We start from the raw sequence: 21,266 nt of genomic DNA, 5'->3' as shown, positions 1-21,266 counted from the left end.
AAGTGAATGTTTGTGTTTTATTGTGAAACCTGGCCGCAAAGAGAGTGGAAGAAATTTGATACCGAAAATGGTATAGTGAGCAATTAATTTTCAGGGGTTACACCCGCGCTGGGGGATTGAAGGTATTCCATGGCCTCGCAATGGCACTCACTGGTTTCTCAAAAACTCTTTCTCGCCCGTACGCTGCTTCAGCCACTCGACCGGCCCACAGCCGAGGGTCAAGAACAACGTCCCAACGAAGCGGAACAGGCGCTGCGCCGAGAGGCCGCTATCCAGGGGTCGATTGAGCTGCTTTTGCGGTCTCGAAAACTGTTGCTGGTCATGATTGCGAGGCTATACCAGAGAAAATCAGAGGAACCTTCAACCCTGGATGAGCTGGTTGCTCTTATCGGCCCAGAACCGGGTGAAATTAGCCGCCTGAAGGAGCTGGAGCAGCGATCGGGAAGTTGGTGGAACCATCTGGAGCAGCTCGAGCACGCACAAAGCAGACCCCCGGCGACCAAAAAAACCGTGAGCGAAGAGAACATCATTGCGGTGTCGGCTGATTCCGGCCCAGACCGATCGTCGTCTGCGTTGATGAAAACGCTGACCGCCGTCAAACATTTTGCCGACGATCTGGAAGAGCAGCACAGCGAGTGGTAAACCACTCCCAGCTCCGGTTATTCAAATCGTATTAACTTGAAGGTTTATTGAATGTCACCATCGTTTTTTGAAATCGTGCAATTGACCAATGGCGATTACGCCCTGCGCCGCATTGATGATGACAGTGCGCCACTGGTAAAAATCTCTTTTTCGGAAGAAGCCCGGGAAATGATGGAAGACCGGGATATGTCGGTTGCCAAAGCAATGATTGCTGCTGGCATTGAGGCCGTAGGCAATGTTGCCCACGATATTGACTGGGAAGATGACGAACTGGACGCCTCAGACGCCCAGCCCTCCTACACTCTGCATTGATCGGTTAACGCTGCCTGAGAACAACGCCGTGGCTATTGCCCTCAGCCGAGGCTCTTTGCAAGGATTCGAAGGCAGTGCGGCCCAGTTTACGGGTCCACATGACCACCGCGTGACAGGTGCCAGCACTGAGGGCTCGCTCAGCCAGTTCCTGGGCGGGATAGTCCGGTGTTGAACGCAGCACCAGCAATTCGCCGGCCACAATACCGTGCATTTTTTGCCACTTGCTGACCAGCGCCTGAGGCGGATCAATCCAGGCCAGCCAGCGCTTTTCCTGATTAAGCTGGGTCAGCATTGGCAACAGCAGCTGGAAATTTTCTACCTGGCCTTCCGGCAGAATGATTTCCGTCACATTGCCACAGACTTTGGGCTCGGTGGATTCCGGAGCGCGTCGGGCGCGAATGACGGAACGTCGCTCGCGGGCGGCGGTTGCCGGCACTGAACAGGACAGAGCATTGGGGTTGTAGGCCAGATTCTGATTAAAGCTCATTTGTTCCATAATTCACCCGTTATTCAATCTATCTGAGGCTGTCCGAACCGCTCAGTGCAGGTCAGAGCGGCGGATAACACCAACACCCAGACCCTCGATGAACAGCTCCTGTTCGGTCAGGTCTACTTCGATCGGTGCGAATTCTTCGTTTTCGGCGAGCAGGTAGACTTTCGAACCTTCTTTGCGGAAGCGTTTTACCGTTACCTCATCGCCAACCCGGGCAACAACGACCTGGCCGTTGTGAACATCCTGGGTGCTGTGAACTGCCAGCAGGTCGCCATCGAGAATACCGATGTCTTTCATGCTCATACCCCGGACCCGCAGAAGATAATCTGCAGACGGCGAAAAGAATTCCGGCCGCAGTGTGCAGTGATCCTCGATGTGCTCCTGAGCAAGGATCGGACTACCGGCAGCGACCTGACCAATGACCGGGAGCCCCAGGTCCTCTTCCGCCTCAGGCAGACGAATGCCGCGGCTGGCTCCCGGCACCATCTCGATGGCACCTTTCCTTGCCAATGCCCGAAGATGTTCCTCCGCGGCGTTGGCCGAACGGAAGCCCAGTTCTGCCGCGATTTCAGCACGAGTTGGCGGATAGCCGGTCTCGTCGACGTATCGGCGAATAATATCCAGTACCTGGGACTGCCTTGCTGTCAGCTTCATCAAGCTACTCCGCTATTTCGGGATCGGGCCGCTGCAAACATTAGCCTCTCGGAAGAGTGGCTCCGGCTGCCCTGTTTTTTTATACAGTAAACTGACTATATACAGTGTTTTATCCAGTGTAAAGTCGGCTCCCTGATTTTCTTGCATCTGCTTAATAATGAAGATCAACAGCGGTGTGATATGGTTGGGGCACGATTTCTCACGAACCAGGGAGCACCATGACCCAAGTCAGTGCCTGCAGGATGCCTGACATCCTAGAGACGAGCGAAGGGAAGGAACGCCGGGTTGGCGTCGAGATCGAACTGTCTGGTCTGGGCTACGAGGAGCTGGTCACATTGGCGGCGAAGATGCTGGACGGCATTCCCGAGCTCAAGTCACGGTATGTGACAACCTTGCAGACAGACCTCGGCAACTTTACGGTTGAGCTTGATTCCGATCCGATCAAGGATCTTGATCTGGCGGATGAACGCCTCCCCGAATCTATTCGTGAACTCGGTGGACAGGCGATGGATGTGATCGACGCCGCGGCCGAACGCGTGGTGCCCCTCGAGATCATAAGCCCACCCCTGAGGTTTTCCAGCGTCGAGGTGATTGAAACTCTCGTCGACAAGCTCAGAAAGGCCGGAGCACTGGGCAGCCGGGACGCCATCTATTTTGCGTTTGGCCTGCAGCTGAATCCCGAGTTGCCCGACCTCAGCCCGGAGACCCTGGTTCGTTACTTCCAGGCGTTCGCAGCCCTTTATGAATGGCTCAAGCACCGGCATCAACTGGATGTCAGCCGCAAATTTACGACCTACATCGAACCCTGGCACGGCCGCTACACCGAGCTCCTGATGGAAGACAACTATCATCCAAACCTCGGGGAGCTCATGGAGGATTACCTGGAGTTCAATCCTACCCGCAATCGCGCGCTTGACCTGCTTCCACTGTTTGCCCACCTAGACAAGGATCGCCTAGAACGCCATGTTCAGGATCCGAGGATAAAAAGCAGGCCAACCCTGCATTACCGGTTGCCGGACTGCGACATCGACAATCCCGGCTGGCATTTCTCAACCGTGTGGAACGACTGGGTCGTTCTGGAGCAGCTGGCCAACAATCCCGACGACCTGGCCGACATGCGGCAGCTGTTCCGGGAGCGGCGGAAACTGAATCTTCACAACCTGACCCACAGCTGGCGGGAAACCACTGGCGACTGGCTGGCCAAAAACGGGTATGTCTGAAGAGTCCAAAGAACAGGAGCTTGAGGTTCCGGGCCTGACGATCGGCATCAGTGGTCCCGCTCGCAAAAGCCTTGCCCATCGCCTGATCAGCCTTGGCCTGCGCCTCCACGGCGCCCGGACCCACTACATTCGCCCCGGTTCCCGCGTTGCCGTACCCATGCTTGATGGCCTGGTGCTATCAGGCGGCACGCACGTCCATCCTGAACGTTATGGGCAGGAGCCGCAGGTTACCGCAAACTATGACCGAAAGCGGGATAAAACCGATCAGTCGCTACTTGAGCAAGCTGAGGCCATTGGCATTCCCGTGCTCGGGATTTGCCGCGGCGCCCAGTTCATCAACGTTTTCCACGGCGGATCCCTTTGCCAGAACGTGACACCGCTGAGGGTCAATACCCGGCATCGCCCGCTGCTGTTGCCCCTGCAAACCGTGCGCCTGGTAACGCACAGCCGGCTTGAGCAAGCCATGCGCTCCCCGGTGATCGGCGCCAACCGGATTCACAGCCAGACCATCAAGCGCCTGGGGCGAAACCTGCGCGTGACCGCCGTGGACAATGATCTGTTTGTACAGGCTATTGAAAGCACCGGACGCCAATGGCTAACGGGCATCCAATGGCACCCGGAATACCTGCTCTACCATGGCGGACATCGACGCATCTTTGGCCAGTTCGTGGATGCCGCCCGTCGATACAAGCTGGCGCGCCTGGAACCGGATTCCGACGACGCCTGACCCATCAACAGTTTCCATAGGAGGCACAACCATGAACGGACGTAACCGCAAACGCCGTTTAAACCTGAAGTCCGGTTTTCTTCTCCCGCTCGCTCTGACAGTACCTGCCCTGGCAATGGCAGGTGAGGTTACTCTCACCGGCGAGGGCAGTGTCCGATACGAGCCAGACAGCGCCAGACTCCAGTTCACAGCCAGTGCCGAGGACGAACTTTCCCAGAAGGCCACCGAACGGGTAGCGGCACTGATGGCGCAGTGGCGCGAGGGTATTACCGAGTACCGGGATCAGCTCAATGATTACTCAGACGCGTCGGTGAACCTCTACACCCGAACTCTGCCCACATCGGAAAGAGAGGAGCAGCCCCGCAAGCAGGCCGTCGCCTCCCAGACCATCAGCTTCAGCATCAGTGATCTTACTCTGCTCAATCCCCTGCTTCAGCAGGCCCAGGCTGTGGGTCTGGATTACCACCTCGGCCCTCACCAGTTCTTCCACTCGGATGAGACCGGTATGGAACAGGAAGCACTGGCCAGAGCCATCGCAGACGCCCAGGCCCGGTGCCGATTCGTGGCCAGTCAGCTCGACCAGACCTGCGGTGATGTGGTCACCATCAACATCAATGGCGGGCACCGCCCGGTACCAATGATGATGGCGGAGGCAAAATCCATGTCGGATACGGTCTCGAGCGTAGGTGAGCGGGAAATCCAGGCCTCAGTGAGCGCCACCTTCGAGCTGGACTGAACTCAGAAATCCCGGGTGTAGAAAATATCCAGGGAGGCTGCCAGCCCGCTGGCAGCCTCCAGATAGAAGTAACGGCCCAGATCGTAGCGCAAAGCGACCGTCGTGATCGGCTCGAAGATGCCGACACCGTAGCGGACACTCAGCTCATCCGTCAGATAACCGCTCGCCACCACCGAGGTCTGATCGCCGGAACCCTCCGCTTCCAGGGTGAGCTGCCGAATGCCGAACTCTTCGCCAATTTGCCCCGTCACCTTGCTGGCCTGGGTCAGTCCCAGGGACAGCGCCGCCCGGCTCATCTGGCCCTCATCACCCCGGCTCTGGGGCGCCCGGCCAAGAATGACATAGGAAAGCGCCTCCGTCTGAGGCATGTCGGGGTTGGAGAATACTTCCGTCTGGGGCGACTGCACAGGGCCGGTCAGACGAATACCGGCCACAACGGTATCCACCGTGCGTACGGCCTCGATGTCCAGATAGGGTTGGGTAAGGTTGCCCACGAACAACAGTCTTGCCCGCCTGAGCTTGAGCTCCTGACCATAGGCTTCATACTGGCCATTGACCAGCTGGAGCGTGCCACGGGTATCCATGTCATTGCCAATGCGAAGAGAGCCCTTCAGATCACCGGTTACGCCGAAGGCGGCAAAGCTCACCTGATCTTCTCCGACAACCACGGTCACATCCATATTCAGCGATCGGACAACGGGCTCTTCCCGCTCCACGCCGACAATGACCTCATCCTCTGATACCGACACCGCCTGGTCCGGCAAACCCTGTATCTCGATGTCGCCTCTTGGCACTCCGACCTGTCCGGATACCTCCAGGGCCCCCTCACTGAAAACGATGGTCAGATCCGGCTCCACCTCAAGCTGCGCATAAGGCTCCAGATTGAATGGCACGCGGCTGCCGGAAATCGTGATTTCCCCCCTGGGAGACTGTTGCCAGTCTATTTCGCCATCCACAATGGTCTGGCTTCGCGCATTGCTCCGGATCCTGCCACTGATCTCGGCCGAGTAACCGCCAAACTGAACGCTGGCGATCACCTCCTCGATCGGTACCGGCAAGCGTGGATCGGAAACCCGTCCATTCACCAGGTGCAGTTCGCCGGTCACCGCCGGCTTCATCAGCGGGCCGGAGAGCTGGCCCTGGCCGTTCACGCGACCGGCAACTTCATCCAGACCGGAAAGCAGCCCTGCAAGAGCAATATCCAGACCCTCGAGACTGAAGGAACCCTCGACGTTGCGGTCGTCCGAGTTCGGATCCAGGTTCATATCCAGCGTGAAATCGCCAAGCTCCGGGCCGGAAAGGCGGACCGCAAGATCGGCTTGTTTCGGCTTCAGGCCGACCTCTGTCGTCAGGGTATTGTAGGCGAGCGACTCCCACTCCCCGTCCACCAGCAGCTGGAATTGTCCTTCGCCGGCGTCCAGGAAAACGCGTCCGTCCGGGCCGTCGCCGGTGGTGGTGAAATCAACCTCTCCGTTGATCCGGCCGTCCCAGCGTAATGTCTCTGGCAGCAAGGGTGCCAGGGCCACGGTTGGGAAGCGCTTGATACGATAGGCAATGCGGGGAACCGGCAACAGTGTCTGGTCCTCAGCACAAACCGTACTCTCCTCCCAGCGCCAGCAATGATTGCCAAATGTGAGTTCACCATCGACTTTGTAAGCCAGGGTCGCCGGGGCCTGCAGCCGCCATTGCTGGGACTGTTCCGGAAGGTCAATCACGCCCCGGGACAGCTCTCCCTGCCACGTTTTCCAGTCAGCGCCGGCCCCTCCTGCGAAACCCAGCTCAAGGTCAGCCTCGGCATGACGTGCTCCGATGCTCACGGTGTGCTTTCCCTGGGTGCCATTGGCTTCCAAAGTGAGCGTTTCAAGCTCTTGCCCGAACCCTTTGAGGTTTTCCGCCTGCAAACGGCTGAGAAGGCGCATTCCCTCCTGCAGATCGGCCTCAAGATTCAGGGTTTCAAGGGCGAGCTCATCCTGCCAGGCCAGGTTCTTGCCACTTGCACTCAGCTCGCCCTTCGGGCGCTCCGGAGTTCCCTCCGCCGTGAGAGTGGCTTGCAGATTCCCCGTCAGGCCAGGCAGGACGATTTCCGGCGCGGGCAGGTTCAGAGCCAGAGCACCACGCAGAACGTCGCCCCAGGTACCGCTACCCTCAATACGGTTTTCACCCACTAACAGCTGCAGGTCGGATAATTCCCAACTGCCGGATGAGGTATCAAGCCGTCCCTGCAGAGACGCGAGATTGGAACGCCAGTCGCCCTCAAGATCCCATCCGGCATTCATGGCGGGTAACGGTCCATCCCCGAGTTGTCCCTCGGTCGTCACATCACCGCTGAGACTGGCTTCCAGTACAGGTACCCAATAACCGGGATTGAAGTCTTTCAGGCGCAAGGCCGCCTGCCAGGAGAGCGGCCCGGAAAAGTTCACCGAGCCGTTGCCGGAAAGAGACCCAGCGCCTGTGCTGACAGTCAGGTTGGTCAGTGTGGTCTGCTCGGTATCACCATCCACCGTGGTGGCAAGTTCCGCGGTGCCCTGAGGCCCCTCGACACCGGCTTGAAGTTCTGCATGGTAGTTCCCCTCGCGCCAGGACACGGAACCATCCAGGGAACGAAGGATTACCGCTGGTGGTTCAAGGCCCGGGATCAGCGTATACCAGGGAAATCCGCGCAAACGGATATCGGCACTGGCTTCGAGGCCCTCGCTCCAGGAAACATTGCCATTGGCCACCACCGTGTCCTGCCCTGCACCATTCTCCCGGCCCGCAGCCAGCTCGATCCGGATGTTCTCGGCCGCACGAGTCGTCGCCAGGCCCTCCAGCGTCAGCCTTACCGGGCCGGCCGTGCCCGGAAGCGTTGCTTGCCCCCGGGTGCGAAAACCCTGCTGCAGGCTACCCCGAGCGTCCACAGACCAATCATTGAGCACAAGGGTCTCCGGCAGGGACTGCGTCGCGCGGAACTGATCAGAGGTCAGGCTCAACCGGGCTGGCAAGGCCGGATCCAGCGGCTCGACTTCCCCAGAGAGTTCAGCATCCAGGTAGCCACGACTGGATGCAGCGACCATCAGATCCCGAACGCTGCCGGAGAGCCGGGCGTCGAGAAGCCACTCATCTCCGTAAGGCGGCGGGATGTCCGCTTTGACTTCCAGATTGACAGGCCAGTCCCGGCGGGTTTCTATACGGCCTGCGGCGGACACCGTGTACTCGCCCAGCTGATACCAGGCGCGCTTTATGTTCCAAGCGGCGCCCGACCCTCCGGCGTCCAGCTCAAACCGGTCCCAGACTCTGTTGCCGTTAAAGGTAAAAGGCCCGAGCCGGACGCCACTGATATTCAGCGCCAGGGGCAGGTCCACGCCCGGCAGTGTAATGGGGCTCCCGCCTTCGGATTTGTCCGCCGGGGGCAACTGGGAGACTTCGAGCGTCTCTGCCTCCAGATTCTCAATACAGAGCTGTTTTCGGAACAGACAGGAAGGGGACCAGTCCACGAGTGGCGACTCAACGAGCGCTTCGACCCCGTAACCACGCCATTGCAGGTGGTCGGCCTGCCACCGACCAAACAGAGATCCCTGGTCATTTTCCACCTGAAGCCCTGGCACCTGTTCTATAACCCAGGCGGTTCCCGTCTCAGAGCGCAGGGCCAGCAAAACAGCTGCCACCACAAGGACAGGCACGAGAATCAATACCGCCAGCCCTACCAGCAGCCAGAACCGGAGGCGGCGCGGGCGTGCCGGTGGCTCGTGGGGCCTGTCGTCCGATGTTTCCGGTGTCCTCGTCACAGCTCAGGCCCCATTGAAAAGTGAATGCGCCAATCCCCGCCAAATTCACGATCCAATCCTTTGGCTATGTCCAGCCTCAGCGGCCCGACCGGGCTGATCCAGCGTATGCCGACACCGGCGCCGGTGGCCAGCGGGTCGCTCGGATTGTTGATCGCGTTGCCGTGGTCGACGAACATGGCGGCACGCCATTTATCCGCAAACTGGTACTGATACTCGGCACTGCCAACCATCAGGAAGCGTCCGCCCACCGGCACACCGTTATCGTTCTCTGGCGACAGGGTTTCATAGCCATACCCTCGCACACTCTGGTCACCGCCAGCGAAGAAACGCAGGGATGGAGGCACATCTTCAAACCGGTTGGTCGCCACAGCCCCCGCCTGCAGACGACCCAGAAACCGGTGCTTGTCCGCCAGCGTAAACAGCCCCTTGACCAGTGCGTTTACATGAAGGATATCCACATCGGACAGCGCCGCCCGATGCGAACCGGTGACATCGAACTGCAGGCGATAGCCCCGGGATGGGTCCAGTGGCGAGTCCGTGTGTATTTTCGAGTATCCCGCACCGGGCAGCAGGAGTGTGCTTGTGCCTTTCTCGTCATTGCCGATGTTAAAACGCTCACCTTCCCAACGCAGCGACAATATCTGCAGCCAGCCGTTATCCAGCTGATGCTGCCACTGCTGCCCGAGGCTCAGAAGTTCCGATTCCACATTCTCGATGTCCTCGCGCTGGTATCCGGCGCTCAGGCGGATCAGATCGGTCATGGGCGGATCAAGGGGCAGCTCGTACCAGGTAGTCAGGTTCTGCCTGGGTACTGAGAGTTCTGTCTCGGCGCCCCGCTTGTGTCCCATGGGATTGATCCAGTGTTCCCGCCAGTTTCCACGGAACCTGGGTCCGACATCGGTCGAAAATCCCACGCCCGCCGCCACGGAGCGGGCGTCGCGCCGGGTGAGATCAACGCGGACCGGAATCACGCCGTCCTCGGCACTACCCGGTGAGGCATCGATATCAACGCCGCTGAAATAACCGCTGTTCTGGAGATCCCGGTTGAGCCTTGCTATTTCATCGGCATGGTAGGGAATACCCGGCTCAAAGGAGACAAACCGCTCCAGCAGGCCAATCTCGAACCAGTGCCCCTCCTCAAAGGTTACTTCTCCCAGCCGGTACCTTTCGCCGCTTTCATAGATAAGCGTAACCACAGCGCTTCGGGTTGCCGGATCCACTTCCAGGGTGCGGGTAACAAAATTGCCGTCAAAATAGCCACGCCGCCTGGCACGGGTCTGGATGGTGTCCCGCAGGCTGGCATATTGACCGTGGTTGAGAATGTCCCCTTCGGCCGGATGCTCTGGGAGATCGGCGGTAAACCGTTCATCCGACGCAGCCGCCCCCCTGATCTCGACGGTCCGGGAGGTAACTCGCACCGGCTCCCCCGGTGTAATGGACAGAACAAGCGTTGCCGTTGTGTCCGAATCACCCTCTTCAATCCGCCAATCAATCAGCGGGCTGTAATACCCGAGCGCCCGCAGTGCCTCCTCGGCCTGACCAACGGCTGTGGGGGCATAACGCCTGAGATTACTGGCACTGCGGCCTTCAACCTCCCCGATAAACGCCTGGGCATTTGATTTCAGATCCGGGTAGTCTCCCTCCATGTTCACGACGACCTGTTGCGCGCAAACCCACGATGGCAGCCAGCAGAGCAACAAGATCAAAAGCCGGATCCGGCCCGAATTCACGACTTGGTAGATTGATAGCATCCGGCTATTTCAGTGTTGGTGGTAACAAGAAGGATTTCCGTTCAAGCGTGGGAGTTTAATGGCACACGGTCAAGTTAATCCATGGTTGGCCTTTCGGCCCGCCCTGAACGGCTCAAGGGCGAGTCGTTTGTGGCGTTGAAATAAGCTAACCTGTCAGATACTTAGCAACAGACCGGACCCTGGCGAATGCTGAAGATAAATCGAGAAAACCTGAAATCCAGCCACCAGCTTGTCTGGTTCATCATTGATTTCCTGATGCTGGGCCTGCTGATCATCAACCTGGCGTTCATCATCTGGGACTCGATCTATAACTTTGTAGCCGTTCAGAATCTGCTGCAAGAGCATGCTCCGGCCATACAGTCGGCCTACCACCCCATCCACGAACGCTTCATTTTTTACGATCTGATCTTCGTCAGCATATTCCTAACCGAGTTCTTCGTCCGCTGGGGTTACGCCATCAAGGCGAAAGTCTACGACCGCTGGTACTTCTACCCGTTTATTCACTGGTACGACCTCGTGGGCTGCATCCCGGTGGGAAGCCTGCGTTTCCTCCGTATCCTGCGGGTGATCTCCATCATCTATCGCCTGCATCAATACAAAATCATTGATATCACGAACACCAAGATTTACCGCTTCGTGAACTTCTACTATGAAGCCTTTATGGAGGAGCTTTCGGATCGAATTGTGCTGAAAGTACTCAGCGGCGTGCAGCAGGAGGTCAAACGGGGCTCTCCCCTGTTCGACAAGATCCAGGAAGACATTCTCTACCCCCGGAGAGACATGCTCTCAGACTGGATCTCCAGGCGGGTCGCCGAGGCGGCCCAGGAAGGCTACGTGCCCAATCGCGGTGCCCTCAGGAGCTACCTGGAAGACAGGGTAGACAATGCCCTGAAACAGAATCTGGAACTGTCACGACTGAAGTACCTTCCGGTGGTGGGTCCAACGATCCAGGAAACCCTGGAAGAGGCCGTTGGCGACATCATAGCCCACGTTATTCACCAGATTCTCGAAGACCTGGCGTCTGCCTCCAACCACGCCTTCATCGAGGACATCGTCAACGTGTTCCTGCCGACACCGGGTGAAGTAAGGGCCGATGATGCGCAGAACGAGGCTCTGATTAACCTGATCATTGAGATAATTGACGCCATCAAGGGCCAGGTAAAGGTAAAACACTGGCGAGCGGAACTACCCTGACCGACTGGCGATCCTTCTAAAACCAACAAAAAAGAGACCATCCATGGATGCATCGCAATTGCCACTGCACTATCAGTCTGCCCATGAACTCTTGAAACAGCTTGAAGCCGGCACCCTGACCAGCGAGGCACTAACCACTGCCTTGCTGGAGAGGATCCGCGAACATAATCCGACCATCAATGCCGTTGTTACCCTAGATGAACAGGAAGCACTCGCCAGCGCCCGCCAAGCCGATGAACAGCGTGCCGCCAACGCTGTCACAGGCCCCTTGCACGGACTGCCCCTTACCCTGAAAGACACCTGGGAAGTTGCCGGCCTGACCTGCACCGCAGGCGCACCACCCCTAAAGAACCATAAACCCGAAGCCCACGCCGATGTCGCTCAGAGACTTGAAAACGCCGGCGCCATTATCCTGGGCAAGACCAATGTGCCCATCTACGCCACTGACCTGCAGAGCTATAACAAACTGTTCGGGGTAACCAACAACCCCCACAACCCGGCACACACACCCGGAGGATCCTCCGGCGGCGCGGCAGCAGCACTGGCCGCAGGCATGACACCACTGGAAGTGGGCAGTGATCTGGCCGGCTCCATCCGCACGCCCGCGCATTTCTGTGGCGTATTCGGCCACAAGCCAACCCGCTCAGTGGTCTCATTCCGCGGTCACATTCCCGGCCCGCCCGGCACCCAGTCCCGGCCGGACCTGGTCGAAGGCGGTCCGATGGCTCGTAATGCCAGGGACCTGGAACTCCTGCTGAGAGTCATTGCCGGACCCCGTCCAGCCGAGGAGCGCAGTTGGTCCCTGGCAATGGCCCCCTCAGAATTAAACAGCCTCGATCAGGCCCGGGTCGGCCTATGGCTGGAAGATCCCTTGTGCCCGATAGAGCAGGAGCTGACCGACGGCTATCAGAACCTGGGCAAAGCATTGTCTGAAAGGGGCGCACTGGTCACTGAGGCCCGCCATCCATTGCTGAGCCTCGAACACATTCTCCCCGTTTATTTCAATCTGCTCGGAGCCCTGCTAAGCACCTCGCTGAAGCCCGCCCAGCGCCGACAGATGAAATGGATTGCCCGGCTGGAACCCTGGCTCAAATTTCTGGGGCCGATGACGCCTTTCATTGGTGAATACGGACGAGGTGTGAATCAGCCGGTCTACCAGTGGATGGCGTGGAACGAAATGCGCGAGAAGATGCGGGCTGAGATTGAATCGTTATTTCAGGAAGTGGATGTTCTGCTGACGCCGGTAACACCCACCACCGCCATCCGGCATGACCACAGCCATCCGGTCTTCAAACGCCGGATTACCGTCGCCGGTCAGCCACGGGCGTACATGGACCAGTTCTGCTGGATCGCCTCCGCCACCCTGCTGGGCCTGCCCGCCACCTCCGTCCCCATCGGACGAACGAAAGAAGGCCTGCCATTCAATGTTCAGGTGATTGGTGCGCCGGGGATGGACCTGACCACGATCGGGTTTGCGGGATTGCTGGAAGCGGCGGGGCTGGCTGGATTTGTTCAGCCAGAAGGATTCTGAAAAACGTGGAAGTAGAAACGAATAAAGCCGGCACTTGGCCGGCTCTATTTGAATTGGTAGCGGGGGCTGGATTCGAACCAACGACCTCCGGGTTATGAGCCCGACGAGCTACCAGACTGCTCTACCCCGCATCAAACTGGTTGTTTCTCAGGGAACCCCTGATCAACGTGGCGCGCATGATAAGGGGTGCGATCGACACTGTCAAAGGAAAGTTCCGGATTTCCAAAAACTCACCGCTCCAGAATCGCAGTGACCCCCTGTCCGCCCGCGGCGCAGATGGAAATCAGGCCTCGACCGCCGCCCTTCTCCTCAAGCAACTTGGCAAGAGTCGCAACAATTCGGGCACCTGTGGCCGCAAAGGGATGACCGGTTGCCAGGCTGCTGCCTTTTACATTGAGCTTGTCGCGGTCAATGCTACCCAGAGGTTTGTCCAGGCCCAGGCGCTCCTTGCAGAAGGTCGGATCCTCCCAGGCTTTCAGGGTACAGAGGACCTGTGAAGCGAAAGCTTCATGGATTTCGTAAAAATCGAAATCCTGAAGGGTCAGCCCCGCTTTTTCAAGCATCCGGGGGACTGCATAGGCAGGTGCCATCAGCAGTCCCTCTTTCTTGTCCACAAAATCCACCGCCGCATTTTCAGAAAACGTCAGCCAGGCCTTCACCTCGTGATTGTTGGCTTTCGCCCATTCCTCACTGGCCAACAACACGCAAGAGGCGCCGTCCGTCAACGCCGTGCTGTTGGCCGCGGTCATGGTGCCGTTTTCCCGATCAAAAACCGGCTTGAGCGTGGACAGTTTCTCCAGCGTGGTATCCGGACGCAAAATATTGTCCTTCTCCAGCCCCGCCATCGGCGTCAGCAAATCGTTGAAGAACCCCTCCTCATAGGCTTTGGCCAGCTTCTGATGACTCTCCCAGGCCAGCCTGTCCTGATCCTCCCGGGCAATATCCCACTCCTTCGCCGTCACCTGTGCATGCTCACCCATCGACATTCCCGTGCGAGGCTCGCCATTCTGAGGCACCTCGGGCTTCAGATGTCCGGGCCGAAACCGCCCAAGAATTTTCAATCGATCCCCGGCGGTTTTGGCCCGGTTCAGATCCAGCAAAATCTCACGAAGCCCCTCACCCACACCAATCGGAGCATCCGACGTGGTGTCGGTTCCGCCGGCAATACCACATTCAATCTGGCCCAGGGCAATCTTGTTGGCCACCAGAATCGCCGCCTCCAGCCCGGTGCCACAGGCCTGCTGGATGTCATAAGCCGGCGTCTCCGGTGCCAGCCCACAACTCATGACCGCCTCCCGGGTCAAATTAAAGTCCCGCGAATGCTTGATAACCGCCCCGGCAGCCACCTCACCCAGCCGCTGGCCCTCCAGACCATAACGATCCACCAGACCTCGCAGCGCCGACGTCAGCAACTCCTGGTTACTGATCTTGCTGTAGACCGTATTCGACCGCGCGAACGGAATCCGGTTACCACCCAACACCGCGACGCGACGAATCGCCGAAGGCGCGGAGCTCGTCTTTTTCGAAGCAGCGGTTTTCTTTTGAGTCGTTTTCGGTGCCTGTGCCATGATCAATCCATTCCTTTTGTGAGATATCTGAGATGTCCAACGGAGCAATGTGGTTGGGCTTCCCAAAACCGTAGAGCGCCAGGGATGGCGCGACCGAGCCCTACAAGGACGTATTCACGGGCGTGTTTTGGGAAGCCCAACCCCATTGCTCCCTGCACCCAACCTGAAAACAAGTGTAGCGAGAACACCAAGTGCCTCATTGGCACCCCTGACAACACCCTACAGGCATTGAGTCAATCCAAAAACTATCCGATTCTTTACTCTGTAGGACGATTCGCATCCAGCAACCCGAATGCAAACACAAGGAAGCCCCCATGTCTGACCTCTATCTTAGAATAGTAAACACCCCGGTTGGCAAAACCGCCGCACAATCCCTGGGCCTGCCGGCGCCCGTACCCCTGAAACGTCTCAAGCGTACCGATCAGCCGTTTATCGAGGGCGACGTACTTGTAGGCGCAGTCGGCGGAGGCAAAGCCATCGCGGCAATCGGAAGCACCCTCAGCGCCAGTGCAGCCACATTGCACCACGCCAGCGGGAATGAACGACTGAAAGACTCGTCCAAGGCCGGTAACAAAGCCCGACCTATGGACCTGAATTCGGAAATCGATCAAAAATTTTCGGCCCTGGTGTTTGACGCCACCGGGTTGAAAGGACCCGACGACCTCCGGGCCCTTTACGATTTTTTCCACCCCACCATCAAGAAACTCGGCGGCAACGCTCGGGTACTGGTCATCGGTCAAAACCCCGCCACTTGCAGAAAGGCGCCCCAGGCCGCTGCCCAACAGGCCCTGGAAGGCTTTGTTCGCAGCATCGGCAAGGAAATCGGAAAGAAAGGTTCTACCGCAAACCTGCTATGGATGGCACCGGGGGCCGAACAGCAACTGGAATCCAGTGTCCGGTTCTTTCTCTCCGCACGGTCTGCCTACGTGTCCGGTCAGGTGGTCAGGATCGGCAAAAGTGATTCGGCGCCTGCGACCAATCCTGTCGCCCCCCTGACTGGAAAAGTTGCCCTGGTTACCGGGGCGTCCCGCGGCATCGGCGCAGCTATCGCAGAAACCCTTGCAAGAGACGGCGCCACGGTTATCGGACTCGATATTCCGCCTGCCATGGAAGATCTGCAAAGAGTCACATCCGCCATCAACGGCAAGGCACTGGCTTGCGACATTACTGACGAAAAGGCGCCGACGCTCATCGCCGACTTCATTGATGAACATTTTGGTGGAGTGGACCTGGTCATTCACAACGCAGGGATCACTCGTGACAAAACCCTTGGCAATATGCCCGAGCACTTCTGGGATATGACAATTGCCGTAAACCTGACCGCAGAGGAATTGATCGACGAAGAGTTGGCCAAGCGAGAACTGATGAAAGAGAACGGCCGCATCGTCTGCATCTCCTCCATCAGCGGCATTGCCGGGAATTTCGGGCAGACCAACTACTCAACCGCCAAGAGCGGCGTGATCGGCTATGTGGAAGCCATGGCCCGGCAACTGAAGAATGGCGTAACCATCAACGCTGTTGCCCCGGGTTTTATCGAAACCCAGATGACCGCAGCCATGCCGGTAACCATCCGCGAGGCCGGTCGCCGGATGAACAGCCTCTCCCAGGGCGGGCAACCGGTTGATGTGGCCGAAACAATCGCCTGGTATTGCAGCCCCGCATCCAATGGAGTGAATGGCAACGTTGTGCGGGTTTGCGGCCAATCGTTGATAGGCAAGTAAGAATCTACCGGACCTGGGTGTCGGATTACGCCTTTGGCTAATCCGACCTACGGCGATGGGGAGATATTCATGTAGGTTGGATTAGCCGAAGGCGTAATCCAACAACCCAAGCATAAAAAAAGGGCCGATCCTTTCGGATCGGCCCTTTTCGAAATTTTGGTGGGTGGTACTGGGATCGAACCAGTGACCCTCGCCTTGTAAGGGCGATGCTCTCCCAGCTGAGCTAACCACCCGGGGATACTGCATAAAAATGGCGGAGCGGACGGGACTCGAACCCGCGACCCCCGGCGTGACAGGCCGGTATTCTAACCAACTGAACTACCGCTCCGCATCAATTCCGACCCTCGGGCCCGAACCTGAAACCGGATGGGGTGATCCGGTGATGCATTTGAAAGTGGTGGGTGGTACTGGGATCGAACCAGTGACCCTCGCCTTGTAAGGGCGATGCTCTCCCAGCTGAGCTAACCACCCACTTTCAAGCCTTCCAAAGGCGCTCACTTGCTTGGCAGCCGCGCTGTCTCAACCAAGTGAGAGGCGCATTTTAAGCATTTGGCTGGCGGTGTCAAATATTTTCCCGGAATTTTATAAAAAAACCTGCAAGCCTTTCAAAAGCGTACAGTTTTTGAGCAAACCTACTTTCTTGCAGCGGTCCTGCGCGTCGCTTTTTCAGCCCGCGGCACCGGCCGATCCTGCCCCGCCTTCTGCGCTTTTTCCTGGAGAGAAAGTTCGCTGACACGGCTGCGCCTGTCTTCGGGAACCGCTCGATTAGCGAGAGAGCAATTCAGATCGTCCAATCGTTTCTGCAGGTCACCCCAGCTATCCAGCAACTGGGGAACGACATCGTCCGCCAGTTTTTCGAATCTGAGTCGAAGAGAATCCTTGAGAGCCATTGTTTTTTAATTTTCCCGAGTCATTCACTTGCCATCAGTGTAGTCAGCACTCAGAAAATCCACCAGCCGCCTCCCGATTCTGCTTCTTCTCTGCGCTCCCGTTCCATCTCCAACTCCGCGTATTCCTGCTCCAGCCTCTTAATCTTGCGATCGGCTTCAAGAGGCACGGTTGGGCCACCACCGAACGGCCAGAACCAGGACGTTGATTCGTACTTGCCCTCCTCCTTCAGGCGCTCGATCTCGAGCTCACGTTCCTCCTCCAGCAGCACCAGTTGCCGCTCGTAATCCAGGTCTTCGTTCACTTCCACAATGGAGGTAGCCGCATGGTTCGGCGCCAACAGATCACTGTTCAGAAAACGGGTGGAAACAATCTCCTCTGCCTGCATGGCATATTCCCGCGTCACCAGTTGGAGGTCGCCTTGCGCCAGCGGGTGATCCGGATCCAGAGCAGGATGCCGTTGGTCCGGTTCCGAAAGCTCGTTATAACGCAGGTAATAAATCTGTCCTGGCTCAACGTCCAGCGTGGCATCGGCGATCAGGCTCAGACTGAAAGAGTTCATCCCCTCCAGACCCAGCAACGGCCGGCGCATGGCAATATGGCGCTCCCCCGGACTTACCTCCAGCCAGGTGAAGCTGTCGTTGCGGATGTTGAAATAGTGGGTGTCGTCTATGTAAACACTGGGGGCTTCGATCTCGTCGGCCGCCCACTGGGAATGAGTCCGGTAGAAATACAGCACGGCGTTGCGCCGGTCCCAGCTGTCATTATCAATGTGGACGAAATCATGGCCGGAAACCGGGTGCAGGAAGGAACCGACGCTCTTACCAATGGACTGGTAAACCGTACACCCCGACAGCGCCAGTAACAGAAACACCGCTACCAGCGGCCGGAGAACGGGATAAACGGAAGGCACTCGGGTTTTCATTGTTGTTAACTCTTCATCCTGATTGCGAGTTGCCTGATCTTAACAACTGCACAGAGACAGAAATGAGAGCTACCGCAAAGGACGACTACAAACCGTTACAAAACCCGAAATGCCGATAACCTAAACGCTCGGAGGGCCGGTTACTGCCCGCCGACCTGACTTCGCAGCTGATTCACTTCCTCAGAGAGCCGAACCAGACGGGACGTCAGTTGTGAACGGGAAGCATCGATAGACTCAACCGTTCGCTTGAGGCTGGCCAGCTCATTTCGGAGTGACTGAATACGGCCATCGCCGGCAAGTTCATCCGTCTCCCGCTCCAGGGCCGAAATCCGCCCTTCCATGCCGCTAATACCAAGTTTCTGCTCCTGCTCAAAACGCCGGATACGGCTCTCGATCACCTGATCCACATCCGCCAGCTGCTGGCTCAGTTTCGTCAACTGATCCGTTGCCTGCCTGTTGGCATCCTGCAGTGCCGTGATCGAGGTCTCGGTCTGCTGTTTGAGAGCCGCGATATCCGCTGAAAGCGACGAGCGAACCTTCTCTACCGACGTCTCCAGAGCGGCAATGGACTTATTGCCCTCCGCAAGGCCGGATTCCAGCGCAGCAATCCGTTCCTGCTGCTCATCCAGGCGCTTCTTGTTGCGTTCATTGGCAATGGCCCACAGTTTCCGGATCTCACTGTCCGCCGTATCCAGACGCTTCGTATGCGCCGAGATCTGCTCCTCCAGAGTAGCGCCCCGCTCCTGCAGGTTCTCCCCTGTTTCCGAAAGCTCACCCTCAAACCGTGCCAACGCCAGCTTACTTTGCCGCGCCCAGTAATCCGCCTCCTCAAGCTGCCCTTCCAGCGCCTGAACCCGCTGCTCCTGGGAGTACCAGCCAGCCCCGGCGGCAATGGCCAGCACAATCAACAACACCCACAGCATTGCCGAGCTACCGCGACCATTGCCGCCGCTACTTCCGTTACCGCCCTTGCCACCTTTGGGAGGCTTCGTTGGTGTCGACGATTCGCCTTTCCCTCCGGACGCTGGCCTGGACTTTCTTTCCGCTGCCTTCTTCGGCTCGGCACTACCAATCGGTCGTTCAGCCCTCAACTCATCATCATCTGGACGGATGGGTTCCATTACAGCTCCTGACTATGGACGGTTAAAACAATAGGGACCGATAATACCTGTACTTAGGCGCAGGTAAAAATGACGCCTTGCCAATACATGCTCTTGCACAGAGTCGGGGGGGCTGGATGGAGGCTCTTTCCGGAAATGTCTGAAGCCAGGGATGGCTTCAGTCAAGCCCACATGGATGTGCTCGTAGCGTTTTCCGGAAAGAGCCTCCATCCTGCCCTACTCCGAAGCCATAAGTTTGCATGGTAAGTAGGCAAAACATACAATGGCCGGCTTTCCAATTATCACAGGACTGTTGCATATGCAGCCGCTTGTAGGACTTATCATGGGCTCCAAATCCGACTGGCCCACCATGGAACACGCCGCCACTATGCTCGAGAAACTCGGCGTGCCCTATGAAACCAAAGTCGTCTCAGCCCATCGCACCCCGGATCTACTGTTTGACTACGCCAAAACCGCCGCAGATCGGGGCCTGAAAGTCATCATCGCCGGCGCCGGCGGCGCAGCCCACCTGCCTGGCATGGTTGCCTCACAAACCGCCCTGCCGGTCCTCGGTGTTCCTGTTCAGTCCAAAGCCCTGAATGGTCTGGATTCATTGCTGTCCATCGTCCAGATGCCAGGCGGCATCGCTGTCGGCACCCTGGCCATTGGCAAAGCCGGCGCCACCAACGCTGGCCTGCTGGCGGCGCAGATTATCGGCACCTCAGACGACAACGTTCGCAAGGCAGTGGAACAATTCCGGGCAACGCAGACCGAAACGATTCTGGACAATCCTGACCCGCGGGACCAGTAAGGCAATATTCGAGCAATGCCTGGAACAGGCAGGAGAACACGCATGAGAATTGGTGTACTGGGCGCCGGCCAACTGGGAAGAATGCTGGCACTGGCCGGATACCCACTGGCCAAGACCTTTGTTTTCTATGACATGTCCGGCAGCCCCAGTGCCGGCCTTGGTGAAGTCATCATCGATCGCGAGGGCCAATACCTGGATGATTTCCTCTCCCGCGTCGACCGCGTCACTTATGAGTTCGAACACCTGCCAGTAAACGTGGCCGAGAAAATTGCTGCTCATAAACCGGTTCACCCCTGCCCCCGAGCGTTGCAGGTGTGTCAGAACCGGGAAGCGGAAAAGACCCTTTTCGGCGAGCTGGGCATCCCCACGCCAGAATGGAAAATTGCCGATAGCGCCGCCTCATTGAAAGCCGCGGCCGAGGAACTTGGATGCCCGGTGGTAGCGAAGTCCAACACCGAAGGTTATGACGGCAAGGGTCAGGCAGTACTCAAATCGCCTGAGGAAGCCGAGGCTGCCTGGGCCTCCATCGGTCACCCCCGCCTTATCGTGGAGAAGTTCGTCGACTTCCACAGGGAAGTGTCGATCATCGCCGTCCGCGCTGAAGACGGTGAGCTGGCGTTCTACCCGATGGCGGAGAACACCCACCACGAGGGGATTCTGCGCTACTCCATTGCGCCTGCGCCGAAGCTCGAGAAGCACGTTCAGGAAGATGCGGAGCGGTACATCAAGGCACTACTGAACGAATTGGACTATGTCGGCGTATTAACGCTTGAGTTGTTCGAGACAACCGATGGCCTGGTAGCCAACGAGATGGCGCCAAGGGTTCACAACTCGGGGCACTGGACCATCGAAGGCGCGATGACCAGCCAGTTCGAGAACCACATCCGCGCGGTGAGCGGACACCCGCTTGGGAATGTCGCACCTCGTGGCGTAAGCTGCATGATCAATATCATCGGAGAGCACGGCGACATCGAGCGAATTCTCGAACTGCCCTACGCCCATGTTCATCTCTATAATAAGGGTGAACGGCCGGGCCGGAAGCTGGGCCACGTGAACATACTGGCTGACAGCTACGAAGAACTTGTATGGCGGGTAAAGAACTGCGCGCAGTTCCTGCCCGGCAGCCCCGAGTTTAAAAGTTCTTTAACACCAAAGGGTTGATCTGACTCAAATCGACCCTATATTGGGGTAACGAACATCAACATAAACAGAGAGACAGGGAGAACGAC

The 21,266-nt window shown here is 57.9% G+C and carries 18 protein-coding genes and 4 tRNA genes; 10 read left to right on the top strand and 12 right to left on the bottom strand.

All coding sequences use genetic code 11. The annotated features are described in order from the left end of the window. Positions 1-129: 129 nt before the first annotated feature. On the top strand, positions 130-642 hold the full coding sequence (locus J3362_RS03775) for a DUF6586 family protein (protein WP_349518199.1): 513 nt from the start codon (positions 130-132) through the stop codon (positions 640-642). A 51-nt stretch (positions 643-693) separates the two neighbouring features. Then, complete coding sequence (locus J3362_RS03770) at positions 694-954, top strand: hypothetical protein (RefSeq protein WP_008177453.1); 261 nt, start codon at positions 694-696, stop codon at positions 952-954. 4 nt (positions 955-958) lie between these two features. Here the strand turns inward: J3362_RS03770 and J3362_RS03765 are convergent, their stop codons facing one another. Then, a complete protein-coding gene (locus J3362_RS03765) occupies positions 959-1,450 on the bottom strand; it encodes a cell division inhibitor SulA (RefSeq protein WP_349518198.1) in 492 nt (163 codons plus the stop codon). Positions 1,451-1,492: 42 nt separating this feature from the next. After that, positions 1,493-2,104, bottom strand: coding sequence for a transcriptional repressor LexA (gene lexA / locus J3362_RS03760; protein ID WP_349518197.1), 612 nt, complete (start codon positions 2,102-2,104; stop codon positions 1,493-1,495). Between the two features lie 215 nt (positions 2,105-2,319). On the opposite strand from lexA, the gene J3362_RS03755 reads away from it, so the two are divergent. Genes J3362_RS03755 through J3362_RS03745 form a run of 3 tightly spaced genes read left to right on the top strand, consistent with a single transcriptional unit; the run spans position 2,320 to position 4,784 of the window. Then, a complete protein-coding gene (locus tag J3362_RS03755; protein WP_349518196.1) occupies positions 2,320-3,321 on the top strand; it encodes an amidoligase family protein in 1,002 nt (333 codons plus the stop codon). Further along, the gene (locus J3362_RS03750) at positions 3,314-4,048 is read left to right on the top strand and encodes a gamma-glutamyl-gamma-aminobutyrate hydrolase family protein (RefSeq protein WP_349518195.1); all 735 of its coding nucleotides are present in this window, start codon (positions 3,314-3,316) and stop codon (positions 4,046-4,048) included. Before J3362_RS03755 ends, J3362_RS03750 begins: the two co-directional genes overlap by 8 nt. Positions 4,049-4,079: 31 nt before the next feature. Beyond that, complete coding sequence (locus J3362_RS03745) at positions 4,080-4,784, top strand: SIMPL domain-containing protein (protein WP_349518194.1); 705 nt, start codon at positions 4,080-4,082, stop codon at positions 4,782-4,784. A 2-nt stretch (positions 4,785-4,786) separates the two neighbouring features. On the opposite strand, the gene J3362_RS03740 is transcribed toward J3362_RS03745, so the two are convergent. Then, positions 4,787-8,548, bottom strand: a complete 3,762-nt coding sequence (locus J3362_RS03740) for a translocation/assembly module TamB domain-containing protein (RefSeq protein ID WP_349518193.1) — start codon at positions 8,546-8,548, stop codon at positions 4,787-4,789. After that, positions 8,545-10,194, bottom strand: a complete 1,650-nt coding sequence (locus tag J3362_RS03735) for an autotransporter assembly complex protein TamA (RefSeq protein WP_349518192.1) — start codon at positions 10,192-10,194, stop codon at positions 8,545-8,547. Before J3362_RS03735 ends, J3362_RS03740 begins: the two co-directional genes overlap by 4 nt. A gap of 291 nt (positions 10,195-10,485) precedes the next feature. Here J3362_RS03735 and J3362_RS03730 point away from each other — a divergent pair, with 291 nt between their 5' ends. Then, positions 10,486-11,493 (top strand): hypothetical protein, encoded by a 1,008-nt coding sequence (locus J3362_RS03730; RefSeq protein ID WP_349518191.1) that lies wholly within the window; start codon positions 10,486-10,488, stop codon positions 11,491-11,493. 43 nt (positions 11,494-11,536) lie between these two features. Next, on the top strand, positions 11,537-13,024 hold the full coding sequence (locus J3362_RS03725; RefSeq protein ID WP_349518190.1) for an amidase family protein: 1,488 nt from the start codon (positions 11,537-11,539) through the stop codon (positions 13,022-13,024). 54 nt (positions 13,025-13,078) lie between these two features. Here the strand turns inward: J3362_RS03725 and J3362_RS03720 are convergent. Together J3362_RS03720 and J3362_RS03715 are read right to left on the bottom strand one after the other, a co-directional pair. Then, positions 13,079-13,155 (bottom strand) — tRNA-Met (locus J3362_RS03720). Between the two features lie 99 nt (positions 13,156-13,254). Further along, positions 13,255-14,592, bottom strand: a complete 1,338-nt coding sequence (locus J3362_RS03715) for an acetyl-CoA C-acetyltransferase (protein ID WP_349518189.1) — start codon at positions 14,590-14,592, stop codon at positions 13,255-13,257. Between the two features lie 314 nt (positions 14,593-14,906). On the opposite strand from J3362_RS03715, the gene J3362_RS03710 reads away from it, so the two are divergent. Next, on the top strand, positions 14,907-16,313 hold the full coding sequence (locus tag J3362_RS03710) for a 3-oxoacyl-ACP reductase (protein WP_349518188.1): 1,407 nt from the start codon (positions 14,907-14,909) through the stop codon (positions 16,311-16,313). 157 nt (positions 16,314-16,470) lie between these two features. Here J3362_RS03710 and J3362_RS03705 read toward each other — a convergent pair. From J3362_RS03705 to J3362_RS03680, 6 genes are all read right to left on the bottom strand, one after another. Then, positions 16,471-16,546: transfer RNA gene (locus tag J3362_RS03705), tRNA-Val, on the bottom strand. Positions 16,547-16,564: 18 nt separating this feature from the next. Beyond that, positions 16,565-16,641: transfer RNA gene (locus J3362_RS03700), tRNA-Asp, on the bottom strand. 67 nt (positions 16,642-16,708) lie between these two features. Next, positions 16,709-16,784, bottom strand: a tRNA-Val gene (locus J3362_RS03695). A gap of 161 nt (positions 16,785-16,945) precedes the next feature. After that, positions 16,946-17,203, bottom strand: coding sequence for a hypothetical protein (locus J3362_RS03690; RefSeq protein WP_349518187.1), 258 nt, complete (start codon positions 17,201-17,203; stop codon positions 16,946-16,948). 50 nt (positions 17,204-17,253) lie between these two features. Continuing rightward, positions 17,254-18,126 carry a DUF2846 domain-containing protein gene (locus tag J3362_RS03685; protein WP_349518186.1) on the bottom strand — a complete coding sequence of 291 codons (873 nt, stop codon included), beginning with the start codon at positions 18,124-18,126 and terminating at the stop codon, positions 17,254-17,256. A gap of 140 nt (positions 18,127-18,266) precedes the next feature. After that, positions 18,267-19,247 carry a hypothetical protein gene (locus J3362_RS03680; protein WP_349518185.1) on the bottom strand — a complete coding sequence of 327 codons (981 nt, stop codon included), beginning with the start codon at positions 19,245-19,247 and terminating at the stop codon, positions 18,267-18,269. A 298-nt stretch (positions 19,248-19,545) separates the two neighbouring features. Between J3362_RS03680 and purE the strand changes: the two genes are divergently transcribed. Beyond that, entirely contained in the window at positions 19,546-20,037 is a 492-nt protein-coding gene (gene purE / locus J3362_RS03675; RefSeq protein ID WP_349518184.1) for a 5-(carboxyamino)imidazole ribonucleotide mutase, read from the top strand. 42 nt (positions 20,038-20,079) lie between these two features. Further along, a complete protein-coding gene (locus tag J3362_RS03670) occupies positions 20,080-21,198 on the top strand; it encodes a 5-(carboxyamino)imidazole ribonucleotide synthase (protein WP_349518183.1) in 1,119 nt (372 codons plus the stop codon). Positions 21,199-21,266: the final 68 nt, after the last annotated feature.

The sequence above is a fragment of the Marinobacter sp. NFXS11 genome, assembly GCF_040148675.1.
Classification (GTDB): Bacteria; Pseudomonadota; Gammaproteobacteria; order Pseudomonadales; family Oleiphilaceae; genus Marinobacter.
This window is presented reverse-complemented; position numbering and strand designations above follow the sequence as displayed.